Source organism: Maricaulis sp. (assembly GCF_017642925.1).
Taxonomy (GTDB): domain Bacteria; phylum Pseudomonadota; class Alphaproteobacteria; order Caulobacterales; family Maricaulaceae; genus Maricaulis.
The window spans coordinates 23,078-39,503 of record NZ_JAEPOL010000008.1; the positions used below are offsets into that span (position 1 = coordinate 23,078).

Genomic DNA, 16,426 nt, shown 5'->3' on the forward strand with positions numbered 1-16,426 from the left:
ACAGAAGTTGCCTCGCGCGACCGTGACCGGGCGATGGGTTGATCCGGGCTCCGGACCCGGCATGGTGGCGCGTGTGCAGCAATCCCGAAGGAGAACGGTTATGGAGCAGCGCACGCTGGCCGTTGCCGGCCTGCTGGCAGCCGGCCTGGCAATACTTCCCGCCGCGCAGGCCCGGCAGGCAGAGCTTTCCTGTGCGCCGGTGCACCAGATCCGGATTTACGAGGTGCCGGCGGAGAACGAGACGGTTTTCCACGCGCGTTTCCGCGACCACGCCGCCCGTATCATGGCGGCTCACGATTTCGACATCGTCGAGACATGGGCCTCGCGCTTCGAAGGCCGGGTCGAGTTTGTCTATCTGTTGCGTTGGCCGGATACCGAAACCATGCAGGCGCGCTGGGCGGATTTTATGGCCGACGAGGAATGGTCGGCGATCAAGGCGGAGACCGGTGCGCGCCACGGCACCTTTGTAACCGGTATCGAGGACAGGACGCTGTGCCCTGCTGACGGGTCGCCGGGCGGGATTGCGGAGCCGGACTAGAGATCCAGCTCGGCTTCGTCGACGAAGGCGGCATTGTCCTGGATGAATTTGAAGCGGGCTTCCGGCTTCTTGCCCATCAGGGTCTCCACCAGCGCTTCCAGGGTCGGCAACTCGTCGGCATCGATCACCACCCGGGCCAGCGTGCGCTTGTCGGGATCCATGGTGGTCTCCTTGAGCTGGGACGGTGTCATCTCGCCCAGACCCTTGAAGCGGCCGATCTCGACCTTGGCGTTCGGCTTGAACTCGTCGGCCAAGATCTGGTCGCGGTGCGCATCGTCGCGGGCATAGAGCGTGCGGCTGCCCTGCGTCATGCGGTAGAGCGGCGGCTGGGCCAGGAAAAGCCGTCCGGAATGAATGAGTTCCGGCATGGAACGGTAGAAGAAAGTGATCAGGAGGGCCGCGATGTGGGCGCCGTCGACATCGGCGTCGGTCATGATCACGACGCGCTCATAGCGCAGATCGTCCAGCTGGAAACGGCTGCCAGTCTGACAGCCCAGCGCCTGCAGGAGATCGGAGATTTCCTGGTTGGCGGCGATCTTGTCGGCCGTGGCCGAGGCGACGTTCAGGATCTTGCCGCGCAGGGGCAGAATGGCCTGGGTCTGGCGTGAGCGGGCCTGTTTGGCGGAGCCGCCGGCCGAGTCGCCCTCGACGATGAACAGCTCGGTGCCGTCGGCGCCGGAGCGCGAACAGTCGGCCAGCTTGCCCGGCAGGCGCAGGCGCCGCGAGGCGGTCTGGCGCTTGACGTTCTTTTCCTTGCGGCGGCGCATCCGGTCGTCCGCGCGCTCGATGACAAACTCGACGAGTTTCGTCGCTTCCTTGGGTGATCCCGCCAGCCAGTGATCGAACTGGTCGCGCACGGCCGTCTCGACCAGCTTGGCCGCTTCCGGCGTCGCCAGGCGTTCCTTGGTCTGGCCCTGGAATTCCGGGTCGCCGATGAAGACGGAGACGAGAGCACCGGCCCCCCCCAGCACGTCTTCCGGCGTGATATTCGCCGCCTTCTTGGCGTGGGTATGTTCGGCATAGGCGCGCACGCCCTTGGTCAGTGCCGCGCGCAGGCCCTGTTCGTGCGTGCCGCCCTGGGGCGTCGGCACGGTGTTGCAGTAGGACTGGCAGAAGCCGTCGGCCTCGCTGCCATAGCCATTGCCCGACCAGGTAACGGCCCATTCCACACCGCCGGCGCCATCCTCGCGCTCGACCTTGCCGGAGAAGGTCTCCGCCGTGATCAGCGCGCTCTTGGCCGCCATTTCGGTCATCCGGTCGGCCAGGCCGCCCGGGAAGCACAGGATGTCATCGGCCGGGGTCTCCGTGCCTTCGACGAGGGAGGGCGCGCAGCGCCACTGGATCTTCACGCCGCGACGCAGGAAGGCCTTGGAGCGTGCCATGGCATAGACGCGCGCCGGCTTGACCCGCATCTTGTCGCCGAAAATCTCCGGATCGGGCCGGAAGCGGATCTTGGTGCCGCGGCGATTGGGGGCGGGGCCGACCTTCTCGATCGGACCCAGCGGCAGGCCGCGCGAATAGGACTGGCGCCACAGCGTCTTTTCGCGGGCGACCTCGATCTCCATCGCTTCCGACAAGGCGTTGACCACGGAGATACCCACGCCGTGCAGACCGCCGGAAGTCTTGTAGGCGCTGTCGGAGAATTTGCCGCCGGCGTGCAGCACGGTCAGCACGACTTCCAGCGCGGACTTGTCGGGATATTTCGGGTGCGGATCGACCGGGATGCCGCGGCCATTATCCGTCACCGTGATGAAACCGTCCTCATCGACTACGACCTCGATCCGGTCGGCCCAGCCGGCCACGGCTTCGTCCATCGAGTTGTCGAGGATTTCCGCGAACAGGTGGTGGAAGGCGCGCTCGTCGGTGCCGCCGATATACATGCCCGGCCGGCGGCGCACGGCCTCCAGACCTTCAAGAACCTCGATATGGGCGGCCGAATATCCCGGCGCCGGCGCTTTTTCCGGTGTCGGGGCGGGGGCCCCGCCGAACAGGTCGTTGTGCGAGTTCTGCGAAGACATGGTCCCAGCATGCACCAGGCGCAGCGATTCGGGTATTTTTCAGAGCAGCCAGAACCGGCCGCGCGACAGGCGGCGTTCGCAGCGATCGATCTGGGCCTGATAGCTGGCGGCATCGCGAGCCACGCTGTTGGCCGCATTCATCAGCCAGCCCTTGGAGCGGTAGGTGCCGCGATTATAACCGCCATGGCCCTCATGATAGGTCAGGTAGAGCTCGCGCGCCTGGTGCGGCTGGACGCCGGACAGCTGACGGCTCTTGGACGAATACCAGCCAATGAAATCCACAGCATCCTCGAAATCGTCGCGATCGGCGCCGCGGCGTCCCGTGTCGCGGCGATACCAGTCCCAGGTGCCATCGAGTGCCTGGGCATAGCCATAGGCGCTGGACGGACGGCTGGTCGGGATGATGCCGAGCAGACGGTTACGGGCGGGGCGGGCATGGGCGTTGAAGCTGGATTCGCGGCGCAGGATGGCCATCTGTACGCCCGGCGGAATGCCCCAGCGCTGTTCGGTGCGCTGCAGGGCGCGCCACCAGGCGCGATTGTCTTCCAGGATCAGGCAGGCATCGGTGACCTGGTCCGGCGGACGGTGTCCGCAGGCGGAAAGGCCCACAAGGGCGCACAAAAGAAGAAGGCTCGCACGCATCATGCGCGCGAGCCTCGCTTATTGTGGTTAACCGGCGGTTGCCGGAGCGTGTTTTCGCAAGATCAGAAGACCATGCGCATCACGAGACGGGCCGTGTGGCGGATGAAGTCGTCACGCACATCGGCGTCATAGTCGAGCGAGAAGGTGGAGTAGCCCGAACCGGCGCTGACACCGAAGCCGAACAGCAGGCCGGAGCCCGGCAGCTGTTGCGAGCGCAGGATGAAGGTGTCGTCATAGTCGGCGAAGCGCGCTTCGGTTTCCAGGATGTCGTTGGAGAATTCGCTGCGATAGCCCAGGCGGACAACCGGCGACCACCAGCGGCTGGAGTTCTCGTACAGCGCGCCCATCGTCAGGACGGCCGAGCCCGAGAAGCTCGTCGAGTCACGGTCGGCGATTGACAGGTCGACGCCGATGCCGCCGCCGGTCTCGGTATAGCCTTCCTCGAACAGGTGCAGGTAGTCGACCGAGAGCGCCGGGCGGGCATAATAGCGGCCGCCGAACTCGAAATCGCGCGAGACACGGGCCGAGCCGGTGATGTGATAACCGGTCCACTCGGCCGACGGGCTGGCGTCGAACTCGCCAATCACGACACGGCGATTATGTTCGAAACTGTCGAAGCCGGCACCGCCATAAATGTCGAAATTGACACCGGACATGCGCGAGCCGGCATAGACGCCGAGCTGGCCGGTGAGCGCCGTCATCGGGTCGTCAACACCCTCGACTTCGGACACTTCGCTGGCCGCCCCGACGAAATTCACACCGACGGCGTAGAAGGGGCCGGCCGGGCGGTCGAAGCCCACGGCGACACCGATGCCCTGACCGCGATAGCCCGGACCGAAGGCCGTGCCGGCGCGGTCGGCGAAATAGCCGAATTCCTGCACCCACAGACCGCCGGTATCTTCCGGGCTGCGGCGCACGGCTTCCAGGCGGTTGGCCAGGGCACCGATGGCACTGTCATTGCTCGCCATGGCGAACTGGATCGCGCTGGCAGCGTATTCCGGCAGCAGCTGGTCGTAGGCGTCGAAGAAGGCGTTCTGGTTGGTGAGCGACGCAATCGCAGCCCCCAGCGACTCGTTCTCGCCCCAGCTCTCGAAGGCACTGGCATAGGCCGCGGCCTGGTTGGCATTCATGCCGAGTGCGTCCGCGTCCTTGCGCTCCAGCGTGAGCACGATGACGTTGTCGTCGTCGGCAGAGCGTTCCAAGCTGGTATTGTAGAGGAAGGGCGAGGGCGAGTCGTTGAGCGTCGCCAGGTCTTCCTCGACGGTCAGCGATCCGGCCCGGACGAGTTCGAACGTGCCGCCGCCGCCGATCAGGTTGGACAGCGATACCGACAGACGCGAGCCGGTTTCAAACGTGATGTTCCCGGAGGAGACGATGCGGCGGACGTCATTATTTTCCGCATCGACCTGCAACATCAGGACCGAGCCGTCGCCGAAACGGCCTTCGGAAATCTCCAGATCACCGCTTTCCACGAGTTCCAGCGTCGCGAAATCCAGCGCGATGGAGAGGTTGCCGTCGGAATCGGAAATCGCGCTGGTGATATACGGCAGCGCCGCCCAGATTTCCTCGTCGGTCATCGGGTCGACAATGCCTTCCTCGATAAGGCGCAGGATTTCGGCGTGGACCGTCGATCCGTCGACCACCAGGGCATCCTGCCCGTCGCCGAAGGAAATCGCGCCATTGATGCGTCCGGCTTCGACCGTCAGCGTGTCGTCGCCGCTGCCGAACAGCACATCGCCGATCATGTAGATGGACGTGTCGAGCACGGTCGGCTCGGTCGTGTCGTCATCGCCATCGTCCGGGACGGCTTCCCAGTGCTGGCGATAGGTTACGCCGGTGGTGTTGCTCGACACATCGAGTGCGACCGTGCGGTAGTCCGGATTGTCGTCGGGTTCGATCAGGTCGCCGTCGGAATCATAATAAGCAGGGCGCGGGGTGTGAGACGCGAGGATGCGGCCGGTATTCTCGATCGAGCGCAGCGTACCGGAGCGGTCGACGATTGCGTAGCCGCTGCCGCCATTGCCGCCAGAGGCGACGATCTGGCCCGAATTGACCAGTTCTTCCAGCACCGCACCATCTTCGATGACGATGGTATAAGCACTGCCGAAGGCTGTCGCATCGACGGTATTCTGGGACGTGGACGATATCGCGCCTTCATTGGTCAGGATCGGCAGGATCGCGCCCTCTTCGAGATGCAGGGCGACTGCGGTCGCTGCGATCGTATCGGAGAACGAGATCGCAGAGATCGAGCCAGTATTCAAGAAGCCGTGCAGGAGCTCGGCCGTAAACACCGAGCCGTTCCCGTCGTCGCCGCCGCCGATCAGAATGCCGGTGGAAGACGTGTCATTGAGGTCGGAGGTTGTGGTGATAGAGCCGCGATTGACCCAAGAATAACCCAGCGGCGTTTCCGGGACGCTTTCGTCCTCGTCTTCGGTCGTATCGTCGTCCTCGACTGCGGGCTGGATGACTTCGCCGAAGGTGATATTGCCGTCTGACGCCAGGATCTGGACCGCAGGCGCCTCACCGCGATGCGACACGGTGGCGGTGCGACTGACGCGGTTGTCGTCGGTCGGTGCGTCGAAGAGGATACCGCCCTCAATGCTTGACTGGATCAGGATCGTCGCCGCTGCCTGGAAAACATCGTCTTCGTCGAGCGTGGCCAGATATTCCTCGTTATTGGTGTAGCTGCTGAACTGGTAGCCAGTCGTGCTCACTGCGCTGTTCAGATAGAAGGCGCCACCAACATCGCCGGCCAGGACGATCGCCGAACTGTCCTCGCCGCGTGCAGCGACACTGCCGGTTATCGCGAAATCGCCGGTGAGCGTGTCCTGGATATCGATACCGACGGACCGGTCACCGACTATGGAAACAGAGCCCTCGAGGCGGACTTCCCCCTCGATGCCCGTGAGCACCCGGATGCCGGCGGAGTCATTGCCGCGAACGATAATTGAACCGGAGCTGTCCATGTAGATATCGCCGACGAAGGCGCCATCCCCGTCAACCAGAACACCGACGCGGTTGCCGCCAATCGCAGACGGTCCGTCCAGATCGCTGAACCCGGTATCCTCGTCTTCGCCGTCGTCTTCCGGGTCGCTTTCGGACTCTACCGTGATGGGGCCGCTGATCGTCAGATTGCCGGTATTGCCGCCGACAACATGAACACCGATCCCGCCATCATCGTCGCTGACCACATCGATCGAGCCATCGATCGTGACGTCGTTATTGCTGTCCAGCGTGACGGCCGTGCCCGGCGTGGAGAGGGCCACCCGGCCATTCGCCGTGATCACGATATTGTCGGCACCGCCCCCGGAGCCCGCCGTGGATGTCGCGACCGGCGTCGTGATCTCGTCATTGATCTCGCGATCGGCGAGGGCGGACGGGGCGGCGACGGTCAGCGTGGCGATAGCGCTGGCAAACATGAGACGGCGACGCATGCGAACTCCTGACGAGACTTCCCGAGACAAGCACAGGGCGAATGGAAAGCGATTTGTAGCGAATGGATTGCGCCGCGTCGACCTCGCCGGACGCCGGGATGCAGACAGAAAAACGGCCGGGCGATAACCCGGCCGTTTCCAGTTCTCCTTCAACTGCGCGGCGCAAGGCCTAGCAGGAGTAGTACATGTCGAACTCGACCGGGTGCGGATGCATCTCGTAACGCAGCACTTCTTCCATCTTCAGGTCGATGTAGGCGTCGATCTGGTCGTCATCCATCACGCCGCCCTTCTTGAGGAAGCCGCGGTCGGCGTCGAGCGATTCGAGGGCTTCACGCAGCGAACGGCAGACGGTCGGGATGTCCTTGAGCTCTTCCGGCGGCAGGTCGTAGAGATCCTTGTCCATCGGATCGCCTGGATGAATCTTGTTCTCGATACCGTCCAGACCGGCCATCAGCAGGGCGGCGAAGGTCAGGTAGGGATTGCCGGCCGGATCCGGGAAACGGGTTTCCAGGCGCTTGGCCTTCGGCGAGGAGACCCACGGAATACGGATGGATGCGGAGCGGTTGCGGGCCGAATAGGCCAGCAGGACCGGCGCTTCGAAGCCCGGCACCAGACGCTTGTAGGAGTTCGTCGAGGCGTTGGCGAAGGCGTTGATCGCGCGGGCGTGCTTGATGATGCCGCCGATATAGTGGAGGCAGGTCTCCGACAGGTCGGCATAGCGGTCGCCGGCGAACAGCGGATTGCCGTCCTTCCAGATCGACTGGTGCACGTGCATGCCGGTGCCGTTGTCGTTCCAGATCGGCTTGGGCATGAAGGTCGCAGTCTTGCCATAGGCATGGGCGACCATGTGCACGGTGTACTTATACAGCTGCATGCGGTCGGCCATCGTCGTCATCGACGAGAACTTCATGCCCAGCTCGTGCTGTGACGGTGCCACCTCGTGGTGATGCTTTTCCGGCTCGCAGCCCAGCTCCTCGAGAACCGCCAGCATCTCGGTGCGCATGTCCTGGCCGCTGTCGATCGGGTTGACCGGGAAATAGCCGCCCTTGGGACCCGGACGGTGGCCCATGTTTCCGCCTTCGAAGTCGCCGCCGGAATTCCAGGGGCCTTCCTCGCTGTCGATCTTGTAGCCGGTCTCTTCCTGGGAGGTTTTCCAGCGCACATCGTCGAACACGAAGAATTCGGCTTCCGGGCCGAAATAGGCCGTGTCGCCGATGCCGCTCGCCTTCAGGAAGGCTTCGGCCTTCTTGGCGGTCGTACGCGGGTCGCGATTATAGCTCTCGCCCGTGCCCGGCTCGAGAATGTCGCACAAGAGGACCAGGGTCGGCTGCTGATAGAACGGGTCCATGTGCGCCATCGTGGTGTCCGGCTTGAGCACCATGTCGGACTCGTTGATGGCCTTCCAGCCGGCGATCGACGAACCGTCGAACATCACGCCGTCCTCGAAGAAGTCCTCATTGACCTGGGACCGGTCGAAGGTGACGTGCTGCAGCTTGCCGCGCGGGTCGGTGAAGCGAAGATCGACGTATTTGATGTCTTCGTCTTTGAGTTTCTTCAGGATTTCGTCTGACATGACGGAGCTCCGGATAGTGGGGTCGCTGGGAACAGGGTGAGGTGACTAGAGCGCGTCACGGCCGGTCTCGCCGGTCCGGATGCGGATGACGCTTTCGATCGGGCTGACGAAGATCTTGCCGTCGCCGATCCGGCCTGTCTGGGCCGCATTCTGGATCGCCTCGATCGCCGCATCGACACGGTCGGCCGGCAGAACGAGTTCGATCTTGATCTTGGGCAGGAAGTCGACGACGTACTCGGCGCCGCGATAGAGTTCCGTATGCCCTTTTTGCCGGCCAAACCCCTTGGCCTCGATGACGGTCAGGCCCTGGACGCCGATTTCCTGCAGCGCCTCCTTCACGTCGTCGAGCTTGAAAGGTTTGATGATGGCTTCGATTTTCTTCATCACGGACTCCATGATCTTGTCGCGACGCTAGAGACGGGCAGAAAGCTGACAAGCTTCAATCCGTTCCCGCGATCAGCCAAACCGGGAAATGCCTCACAATCGGGCACGCATGCCACACAATGGAGCGACCATGCACGATGACATCCTGAACACCAAGGACTGTGGTGTCTGCGATCGCCATGCGGCGGAAAACGGCGTGTCCGGTGAAAGCCTTATGGCACGTGCCGGAGCAGCCGTGGCGCAGGCGATTCGTCACCGTTGGGCGCCGCGGGAAACGCTGGTGCTGTGCGGTCCGGGCAATAATGGCGGCGACGGTTTCGGCTGCGCCGCAGCCCTGCGCGAGGCGGGCTGGCCGGTGCGCGTGTGCCTGATGGGCGAGCCGGACCGGCTCAGGGGCGATGCGGCCTGGGCGGCGGGTGTCTGGCGCGAGACGCCGGAGCGCGCCGCGCCGGCCGCGTTCGATACGGCAGACCTCATTGTGGATGCTCTTTTCGGTGCCGGCCTCAACCGTCCGCCCGAAGGCGAGGCGGCGGCGCTGATCACGGCGATGCGCGAGCGCGGCGTGCCGGTGGTCGCCATCGATCTGCCCTCCGGCGTGTCCGGCGATCTGGCACGGGCTGACGGCGCTGTCGCTGCGGCCGGGCTGACCGTCACCTTCCACCGGCGCAAGCCGGCCCATATTCTCGAACCGGCGGCCAGCCTGTGCGGCGAGGTCGTGCTGGCCGATATCGGTATCCCCGCCAGCTGGCGCGATGCCATATCACCGTGTGCGCGGGAAAACGGGCCGCCGCTCTGGTTCTCCGCCCTGCCGGCAGTCCGTACCGGCGATCACAAGCATGCCCGCGGCCGGCTGGCCGTCTTCTCCGGCGGGGCGAGCTCGACCGGGGCCGCGCGCCTGGCAGCGGGGGCCGGGCTGCGCGCCGGCGCCGGCCTCGTCACCCTGGCCAGCCCGCCCTCTGCCCTGATCGTCAACGCCTCGGCCTCGACGGCCGTGATGGTGCGGCGCTGGTCCGATCCGGGCGCGACTGACGCCTTGCTTGAGGATTTGCGCGCCGATGCGGCGGTGCTGGGGCCGGCCATGGGCGTGGGCGAGGGGACGCGTGAGGCGGTCGTCTCGGCGGCGCAGACAGACGCGGCCCTCATTCTCGATGCCGATGCCCTGACCAGTTTCGAGGATGCACCGGAGGCCTTGTTCGCCGTGCTGCGCCCCGGCGATGTGCTGACGCCGCATCCGGGCGAATTCCGGCGGCTGTTTCCCGATATCGCCGCCCGCGAGGATATCAACCGGATCGAGGCTGCGGCGATGGCCGCCGGGCGGGCCGGGTGCTGTGTGCTTTTGAAAGGACCGGACACGGTGATCGCCGCGCCGGGGCATCTGCCCGTGGTCAACCGCCATGCCTCGCCGGCCCTGGCGACCGCGGGCAGCGGCGATGTTCTGGCCGGTCTGATCGGCGGGCTGGCGGCGCAGGGCGTCGGCGGATTCGACGCCGCCTGCGCGGCCGCCTGGCTGCACGGCGATTGCGCTTTGAGACTGGGAACAGGCCTGATCGCGGAAGACCTGGCCGACATCCTGCCGGAGCGCCTGTCCACGCTGCACCGCACCATGCAGCGGCAGCGTGCGCTGGGCCATCTCCTCGCGCATAAGAGCTAGGCGCCGCCGGGGCTTGGCTCCGGCCGCGGCCCGGTACATGTTCGCCGCTCACCTTCCAGCGAAGAGTCTTCACACAATGGCTTCCGAATCCACCGTCCGTCCCGACCAGCAGCTCGATGCCGATGCCCTGGACTTCCACATGAAGCCTGTGCCGGGCAAGCTGGGGGTCGCGCCGACCAAGCCGATGGCGACCCAGCGCGATCTGGCGCTGGCCTATTCGCCGGGCGTGGCCGCGCCGGTCCGGGCGATCGCGGCGGATCCGGAAACGGTCTACGACTACACCTCCAAGGGCAATATGGTTGCCGTCGTGTCGAACGGTACGGCGATCCTGGGCCTGGGCAATCTGGGCGCTGCGGCCTCGAAACCGGTGATGGAAGGCAAGGCGGTCCTGTTCAAGCGCTTTGCCGATCTCGACGCGGTCGACATCGAGGTCGACTACACCGATCCCGACCAGTTCATCGAATGCGTGCGCGGTTTCGGCAATACGTTCGGCGGCATCAATCTGGAAGACATCAAGGCGCCGGAATGCTTCGAGATCGAGCGGCGCCTTCGCGAGGAACTGGATATCCCGGTCTTCCATGACGACCAGCACGGCACGGCGATCATCGCGGCGGCGGGGCTGATCAATGCCTGCGACCTGACCGGCAAGAAGATGGAAGACCTCAAAGTCGTGCTGTGCGGTGCCGGTGCCGCCGGCCTCTCCGTGCTCGAGCTTATCGAGTCGCTGGGCGTGCAGTCGAAGAACACCACCGTCGTGGACATTGATGGCGTGGTCTACAAGGGCCGCCCCGGCGGTCACGAGCGGCTGATGAAGCATGCCGTGGAGACCGACAAGCGCACGCTGGCCGAAGCCGCCAAGGGCGCCGATGTCCTGCTGGGCCTGTCCGCGGCCGGCGTGTTCACCAAGGACATCGTCGCCTCCCTGGCCCCGGACCCGATCATTTTCGCCATGGCCAATCCGACGCCGGAGATCACGCCGGAAGAAGTGGCCGAGGTGCGCAGCGATGTCATCATGGCGACGGGACGCTCGGACTATCCCAACCAGGTCAATAACGTCCTGGGCTTCCCCTATATCTTCCGCGGCGCGCTCGATGTGCGCGCCCGCACGATCAATGAAGAGATGAAGATCGCCGCCGCCAGGGCGCTCGCCGCGCTGGCGCGCGAGGATGTGCCTGACGAGGTGGCCAAGGCCTACAAGGTCGACCGTCTGCAATTCGGACGCGACTACATCATCCCGACACCCTTCGATCCGCGCCTCATCGCCTGGGTGCCGCCCTTCGTGGCCCAGGCCGCGATCGATACAGGCGTCGCCCGCCGTCCGATCGAACATGCCGACAGCTACAAGCAGGTGCTGGCGCGCCGTCTCGATCCGACAGCCGCGCTGCAGCAGCGCATCTCCGCCTCGATCCGGGCCGAGCAGAAGACCATCGTCTTTGCCGAAGGCGAGGAGCCGGCGGTGATCCGCGCCGCCCACGCCTTCCAGACCCAGGGTCTGGGCAAGGCGATCCTGGTGGCGCGCGAGAATGTCGTGGCCGAGAACATGAAGGAACTGGGCATCCCGGCGGGCTCGCTGGACGTGTGCAATGCCCGCCTGTCCGAGCATAATTCGGAGTATGCCGACTATCTCTACGAGCGCTTGCAGCGTCAGGGCTATCTGCGCCGCGACGTGCAGCGCCGGGTCAACAACGACCGGAATGTCTTCTCTGCCTGCATGCTGAAAATGGGCCATGCCGACGGCATGGTCACCGGCGTCACCCGCCACTCGAATGTGGTGATGAATGATGTCGAACTCGTGCTCGATCCGGTTGCCGGCAGCCGCACGGTCGGTGTGACGGCGGCGGTGACCCGCGGACGCACGCTGATCATCGGCGATGTCTCGGTGACGGAATTCCCCGAAGCCCAGGCCCTGGCCGAGATCGCGATCGCCACGGCCAATGCCGCCAAGCGTCTGGGCCTGACGCCGCATGTCGCCTTCCTGTCCTACTCCTCCTTCGGCAATCCGCCGGGCGAGCGCTCGACCAAGATCCAGCATGCCGTCAGCCTGCTCGATGAACAGGGTGTCGACTTTGAATACGAAGGCGAGATGGCGGCCGATGTCGCGCTCGATCCCGACCACCACCAGCTCTATCCCTTCTCGCGCCTGACCCAGCCGGCCAATGTGCTGATCATGCCGGCCGTACACTCCGCCTCGATCGCCGTGCGTCTGCTAAAGGCGGCCGGCGGGGCAACGGTGATCGGTCCGATGCTGGTCGGTCTGGAAAAACCGGTCCAGATCGCGCGTCTGGGTGCCTCGGTCAGCGATATCGTGAACCTCGCCGGCATCGCCGCCTACGACCTCAACCAGCCGGCAGTCGCGGCCAAATAGGCATCCGGCCTGAGCTTTGCTCAGCCCGCGATGCCGCCCGAGGTGAATTGCCAGGCGAGATAGGCGGTATAGGCCGCCAGCATGGCCAGGCCGACGCCGCGGCCGATCCGTTTTGTCGCGACGAGCAGCAGCACGACCAGCACCGACACACCCAGCATCAGGGGCACATCGAGGACGCGGAATTGCGGTCCGACCGGGATCGGCGTCACCAGGGCCGTGATGCCCAGGATGGCGAGGATGTTGAAGATGTTCGAGCCGATCACATTGCCCAGCACCACATCGGAATGACGCTTCCAGGCGGCCACGATCGAGGTGGCCAGCTCGGGCAGGGAGGTGCCGATCGCCACCAGGGTCAGCCCGATCACCGCATCGGACACACCGAAGGTCCGCGCGATCGAGACCGCGCCGCGCACCAGCAGGTCGGCGCCCAGCATCAGGGCGAGAATCCCGCCGATCACGAAGGCCGCTGCGATCCAGACCGATTGTGTGGCGACGCCTTCGAATTCTTCGGTCTCGTGCTCGTGCTGGCGGGAGGGGCGGCCGCGCCGTTCCAGCCAGTAGGAGACGGCCAGATAGGCCAGCAGCACGGCGAAAAGCGCCGCGCCCTCGATCAGGCCGATGACATGGCCGAAAGTCAGTCCGAACAGGGCCAGCGCGGCGATGCTCATCACCACCGCATCGCGCATCGCTGTCCGCTGCCAGCCGACGATGGGCGTGATCACGGCGGCGACGCCGAGGATCAAGAGGACATTGGCGATGTTCGAGCCGACGACATTGCCCAGCGCGATGTCCGGCGCTCCGCCCAGGGCCGCATTCACCGATACGAGGAGTTCGGGCGTCGAGGTGCCGAAGGCGACTACGGTCAGGCCGATCAGGAGTTTGGACAGGCCCAGCTTCCCGGCGACGGCGACACTGCCGCGGACCAGGCCTTCCCCGCCCATAAAGAGCAGAACGAAGCCTGCGACGATGAAACCGGTATCCTGGAGCATCGGGCGTATCCCTGTCAGCGGAGCGGGGGAGATTCCGGCGCGGGCCGGACGCCCGGTGTCATCGCATGACGGGCAGGACAGGCAAGGGGGATTGCGCTGCGGCCGCCCGGCAGACAGGCGGGATTCACGGCGTTTCCAATCCCCCTTGACGCCCAGCCGACCGGGCCCGCAGCGCCGCGGCCGTACGCTCATCGCGATGTTTTCACACCAATTTGACCGTCACGGGCTGCAGACAGGGGCGGGGCTTCCTATCTATGCTCGGCGGCGAACAGGAGGGGTACGCCATGGCCGGACGGTCTGCACACGACATGACGCAAGGTCCGGTCTTCGGGCATATCGTGCGGATGATGATGCCGATGAGTTTCGGCATTCTCGCCATGATGCTCGTCGGTATTGTCGATACCTACTGGGTCGGCACGCTGGGTACGGCCCAGCAGGCGGCCGTGCAGATGAGCTTTCCGGTCACCATGCTGGTGATGAGCGTCTCGATCGGCCTGGGCGCCGGCGCGGTCTCGGCGGTATCGCGGGCGGCCGGCCGCAAGGACGGATCCTCCATCCCGCGCATTTCCACCGACGCCATGACCCTGGCCCTGCTGCTGGTCGGCATCGTGTCCTTCATCGGCGTCCTGACCGTCGAGGACATCTTCCGCGCGCTGGGCGCCAGCGACACCATGCTGCCGCACGTGGTCGACTATATGCGCGTCTGGTTCGGCGGTATCGTGCTGATCGTCGGCCCGATGGTGGCCGGCAATATCCTGCGGGCGCTGGGTAATGCGGTGATTCCCTCGATCATGATGATGGCCGCCGCGGCGATCAATCTCGTGCTCGACCCGGTCTTCATCCTCGACGATGTCTTCGGTCTTTTCCCCGGCCTGGGCTGGGGCGTCTCCGGTGCGGCCCTGGCAACCGTCGCGGCGAATGCCTGCACCTTCCTGATGGTGCTCTGGTATCTGGTCTTCCGCGAGAAACTGCTCGACTTCAACTGGGAGGATCTCGGCGAGGTCTGGCACCACTGGTCCGACATCGCCCGCGTCGGCATTCCCGCCTGCATCTCCAACATCTTCAATCCCGTCGCGATGACCGTCGCCATGTCGGGCCTGGCCATGGCGCGCTTCGGCGATGCCGCGGTCGGCGGCCTGGGCGTGGCGGGACGTCTGGAAGCCTTCGCCATCGTGCCGCTGTTCGCACTGTCGGCCTGTATCGGTGCAGTGACCGGCCAGAATGGCGGCGCCGAACGGATCGACCGCGTGCGCGAGGCCTTCCGCACCTCCTTCCTCTTCGCCCTGGCCTGGGGGCTGGGCGTGGCGGCGGTGCTGTGGATCTTCGCCGATGTGCTCGCCGCAATCTTCCTGCCGTCCGAAGCCGGGCAGGCGGCGGCCGTGGCCTATTGGCGGATCGCGGCGCTGACCATTGCCGGTTATGGCATCACCATCGCCGGCAGCGCCGGGTTCAACGGTCTGGGCCGTCCCAGCTATGGCATGATGATCACGGCCGGCCGCGCGCTGGGCCTGATGGTGCCCTTCGTGCTGCTCGGAAGCTTCCTGGTCAATGCTCCGGTCGGCGTGATCGGCGGCATCGCCGCGGCGAATGTCCTGTCCGGCCTGGCGACAGCCCTCTTCGTCCTCACCCGCGCCCCGATGACCGCCAAGCACGGCAAGGCCCGCAAGCGCAAACCGGTGGATGCGGCGGCAGAAGAGCCGGCGTGATACCAGGGCTCGCCCCGCTTGCGGGGGAGCTGTCCGCGTCAGCGGACTGAGGGGGCGGCGCGCAGCGCCGCAGAGCGCGTAGCGCGCATACACTCACCCCCTTCGACCTCACCTGGCCCGTGGGCCAGGCTCGGCCACTTCCCCCGCTCACGCAGGGGAAGCCTGTTACCGCCTCACCAGAACCCCGCCCAGTTCCGGCTTGCCGTTGAGCGAGGGGTGGGGCCAGGCGGTGAAGGCGTTATCGGCCGGCCATTCCCAGCGTTCGGCCGGGAACAGCGCATGCATCGCCTCGAGCGAACAGCCATAGGGCGGCCCGCCGTGCTCGGCCTTCTGCATGAAGAGGGCGAGCAGGCGGCCGCCGGGCTTCAGCCAGGCATGGACCGCACGCTCATAGTCCTCGCGCAGGCGGGGCGGGATGGCGCACAGGAAGGTCTGCTCATAGACCAGATCGGCCGGGGTTTCGGGGCGCCATTGCGTCAGGTCGGCCTCGACCAGGCTGGCGTCCAGCCCGGCGGCGTCCAGCCGCTCGCGCTGCCAGGCGAGGGCGGTCGGCGCGACATCGCCGGCGGTGACGTGCAGCCCCGCCCGGGCAAAGGCGACGACTTCCGGTGCCCGGCCGCAACCCGGCACGATCACGCTGAGACCCGGCGCCAGCACGCCTTCGGCCAGCCAGTGCGCGGCGGCCGGATGCAGCTGGCGGCGCTCCCACGGCGTGTCGCCATCGCGGAAACGCGTCTCCCAGTCGAACGGGGTGCGCTCTTCGGATATCCCGGTCATGCCGTGATATAGAACCGCCGCAGCCCGCCCGGCAATGGCCGCTTGCCTAGCCGCGCCGCCCCGTGCCAAGAGATCGCCACCAGACGTGCGGATGTGGCGGAACTGGTAGACGCGCTGGATTTAGGTTCCAGTGCCGCAAGGCGTGGAGGTTCGAGTCCTCTCATCCGCACCAGCCTACGCTCGCTGGCGCGAGCTTCGGCTAGGCAAGCCCGGTTTCAATGGCGAGCGTCGGCTGTCTAGCCGAAGCCTTTGGCGGAGGCGGACTGTTGGCGCCACGCGCCCCACCCGTCCGATCCCCCAGTCCCCGCATGCGAACAAGCTGCATTCCCCTCATCTGCACCCGTCAACC

General features: G+C 65.7%; 11 protein-coding genes and 1 tRNA gene. 5 read left to right on the plus strand and 7 right to left on the minus strand.

The annotated features are described in order from the left end of the window. Positions 1-100 precede the first annotated feature (100 nt). Positions 101-538: an NIPSNAP family protein gene (locus tag JJ918_RS08000; protein WP_291885580.1), complete on the plus strand. Its 438-nt coding sequence runs from the start codon at positions 101-103 to the stop codon at positions 536-538. On the opposite strand, the gene parE is transcribed toward JJ918_RS08000, so the two are convergent. From parE to JJ918_RS08025, 5 genes are all read right to left on the minus strand, one after another. Next, positions 535-2,556, minus strand: coding sequence for a DNA topoisomerase IV subunit B (gene parE, locus JJ918_RS08005; protein WP_291885583.1), 2,022 nt, complete (start codon positions 2,554-2,556; stop codon positions 535-537). The two genes, JJ918_RS08000 and parE, sit on opposite strands and share 4 nt — an antisense overlap. Before the next feature lie 39 nt (positions 2,557-2,595). Then, positions 2,596-3,201 (minus strand): hypothetical protein, encoded by a 606-nt coding sequence (locus JJ918_RS08010; protein WP_291885586.1) that lies wholly within the window; start codon positions 3,199-3,201, stop codon positions 2,596-2,598. Positions 3,202-3,260: 59 nt separating this feature from the next. Next, positions 3,261-6,632: an autotransporter outer membrane beta-barrel domain-containing protein gene (locus JJ918_RS08015; RefSeq protein WP_291885589.1), complete on the minus strand. Its 3,372-nt coding sequence runs from the start codon at positions 6,630-6,632 to the stop codon at positions 3,261-3,263. A 169-nt stretch (positions 6,633-6,801) separates the two neighbouring features. Further along, a complete protein-coding gene (glnA, locus tag JJ918_RS08020) occupies positions 6,802-8,205 on the minus strand; it encodes a type I glutamate--ammonia ligase (RefSeq protein ID WP_271186786.1) in 1,404 nt (467 codons plus the stop codon). Positions 8,206-8,250: 45 nt separating this feature from the next. Further along, the gene (locus JJ918_RS08025; protein ID WP_271186785.1) at positions 8,251-8,589 is read right to left on the minus strand and encodes a P-II family nitrogen regulator; all 339 of its coding nucleotides are present in this window, start codon (positions 8,587-8,589) and stop codon (positions 8,251-8,253) included. A gap of 130 nt (positions 8,590-8,719) precedes the next feature. Here JJ918_RS08025 and JJ918_RS08030 point away from each other — a divergent pair, with 130 nt between their 5' ends. Then, positions 8,720-10,240 (plus strand): NAD(P)H-hydrate dehydratase, encoded by a 1,521-nt coding sequence (locus JJ918_RS08030; protein ID WP_291885595.1) that lies wholly within the window; start codon positions 8,720-8,722, stop codon positions 10,238-10,240. 76 nt (positions 10,241-10,316) lie between these two features. After that, complete coding sequence (locus tag JJ918_RS08035) at positions 10,317-12,605, plus strand: NADP-dependent malic enzyme (RefSeq protein ID WP_291885599.1); 2,289 nt, start codon at positions 10,317-10,319, stop codon at positions 12,603-12,605. A 20-nt stretch (positions 12,606-12,625) separates the two neighbouring features. On the opposite strand, the gene JJ918_RS08040 is transcribed toward JJ918_RS08035, so the two are convergent. Beyond that, positions 12,626-13,594, minus strand: a complete 969-nt coding sequence (locus tag JJ918_RS08040; RefSeq protein ID WP_291885602.1) for a calcium/sodium antiporter — start codon at positions 13,592-13,594, stop codon at positions 12,626-12,628. Between the two features lie 284 nt (positions 13,595-13,878). Between JJ918_RS08040 and JJ918_RS08045 the strand changes: the two genes are divergently transcribed. Next, positions 13,879-15,300, plus strand: coding sequence for an MATE family efflux transporter (locus JJ918_RS08045; protein WP_291885604.1), 1,422 nt, complete (start codon positions 13,879-13,881; stop codon positions 15,298-15,300). Positions 15,301-15,465: 165 nt separating this feature from the next. Here JJ918_RS08045 and JJ918_RS08050 read toward each other — a convergent pair whose 3' ends face one another. Further along, entirely contained in the window at positions 15,466-16,077 is a 612-nt protein-coding gene (locus JJ918_RS08050; protein ID WP_291885606.1) for a methyltransferase domain-containing protein, read from the minus strand. 87 nt (positions 16,078-16,164) lie between these two features. On the opposite strand from JJ918_RS08050, the gene JJ918_RS08055 reads away from it, so the two are divergent. Beyond that, a tRNA-Leu gene (locus JJ918_RS08055) sits at positions 16,165-16,249 on the plus strand. Positions 16,250-16,426 lie beyond the last annotated feature (177 nt).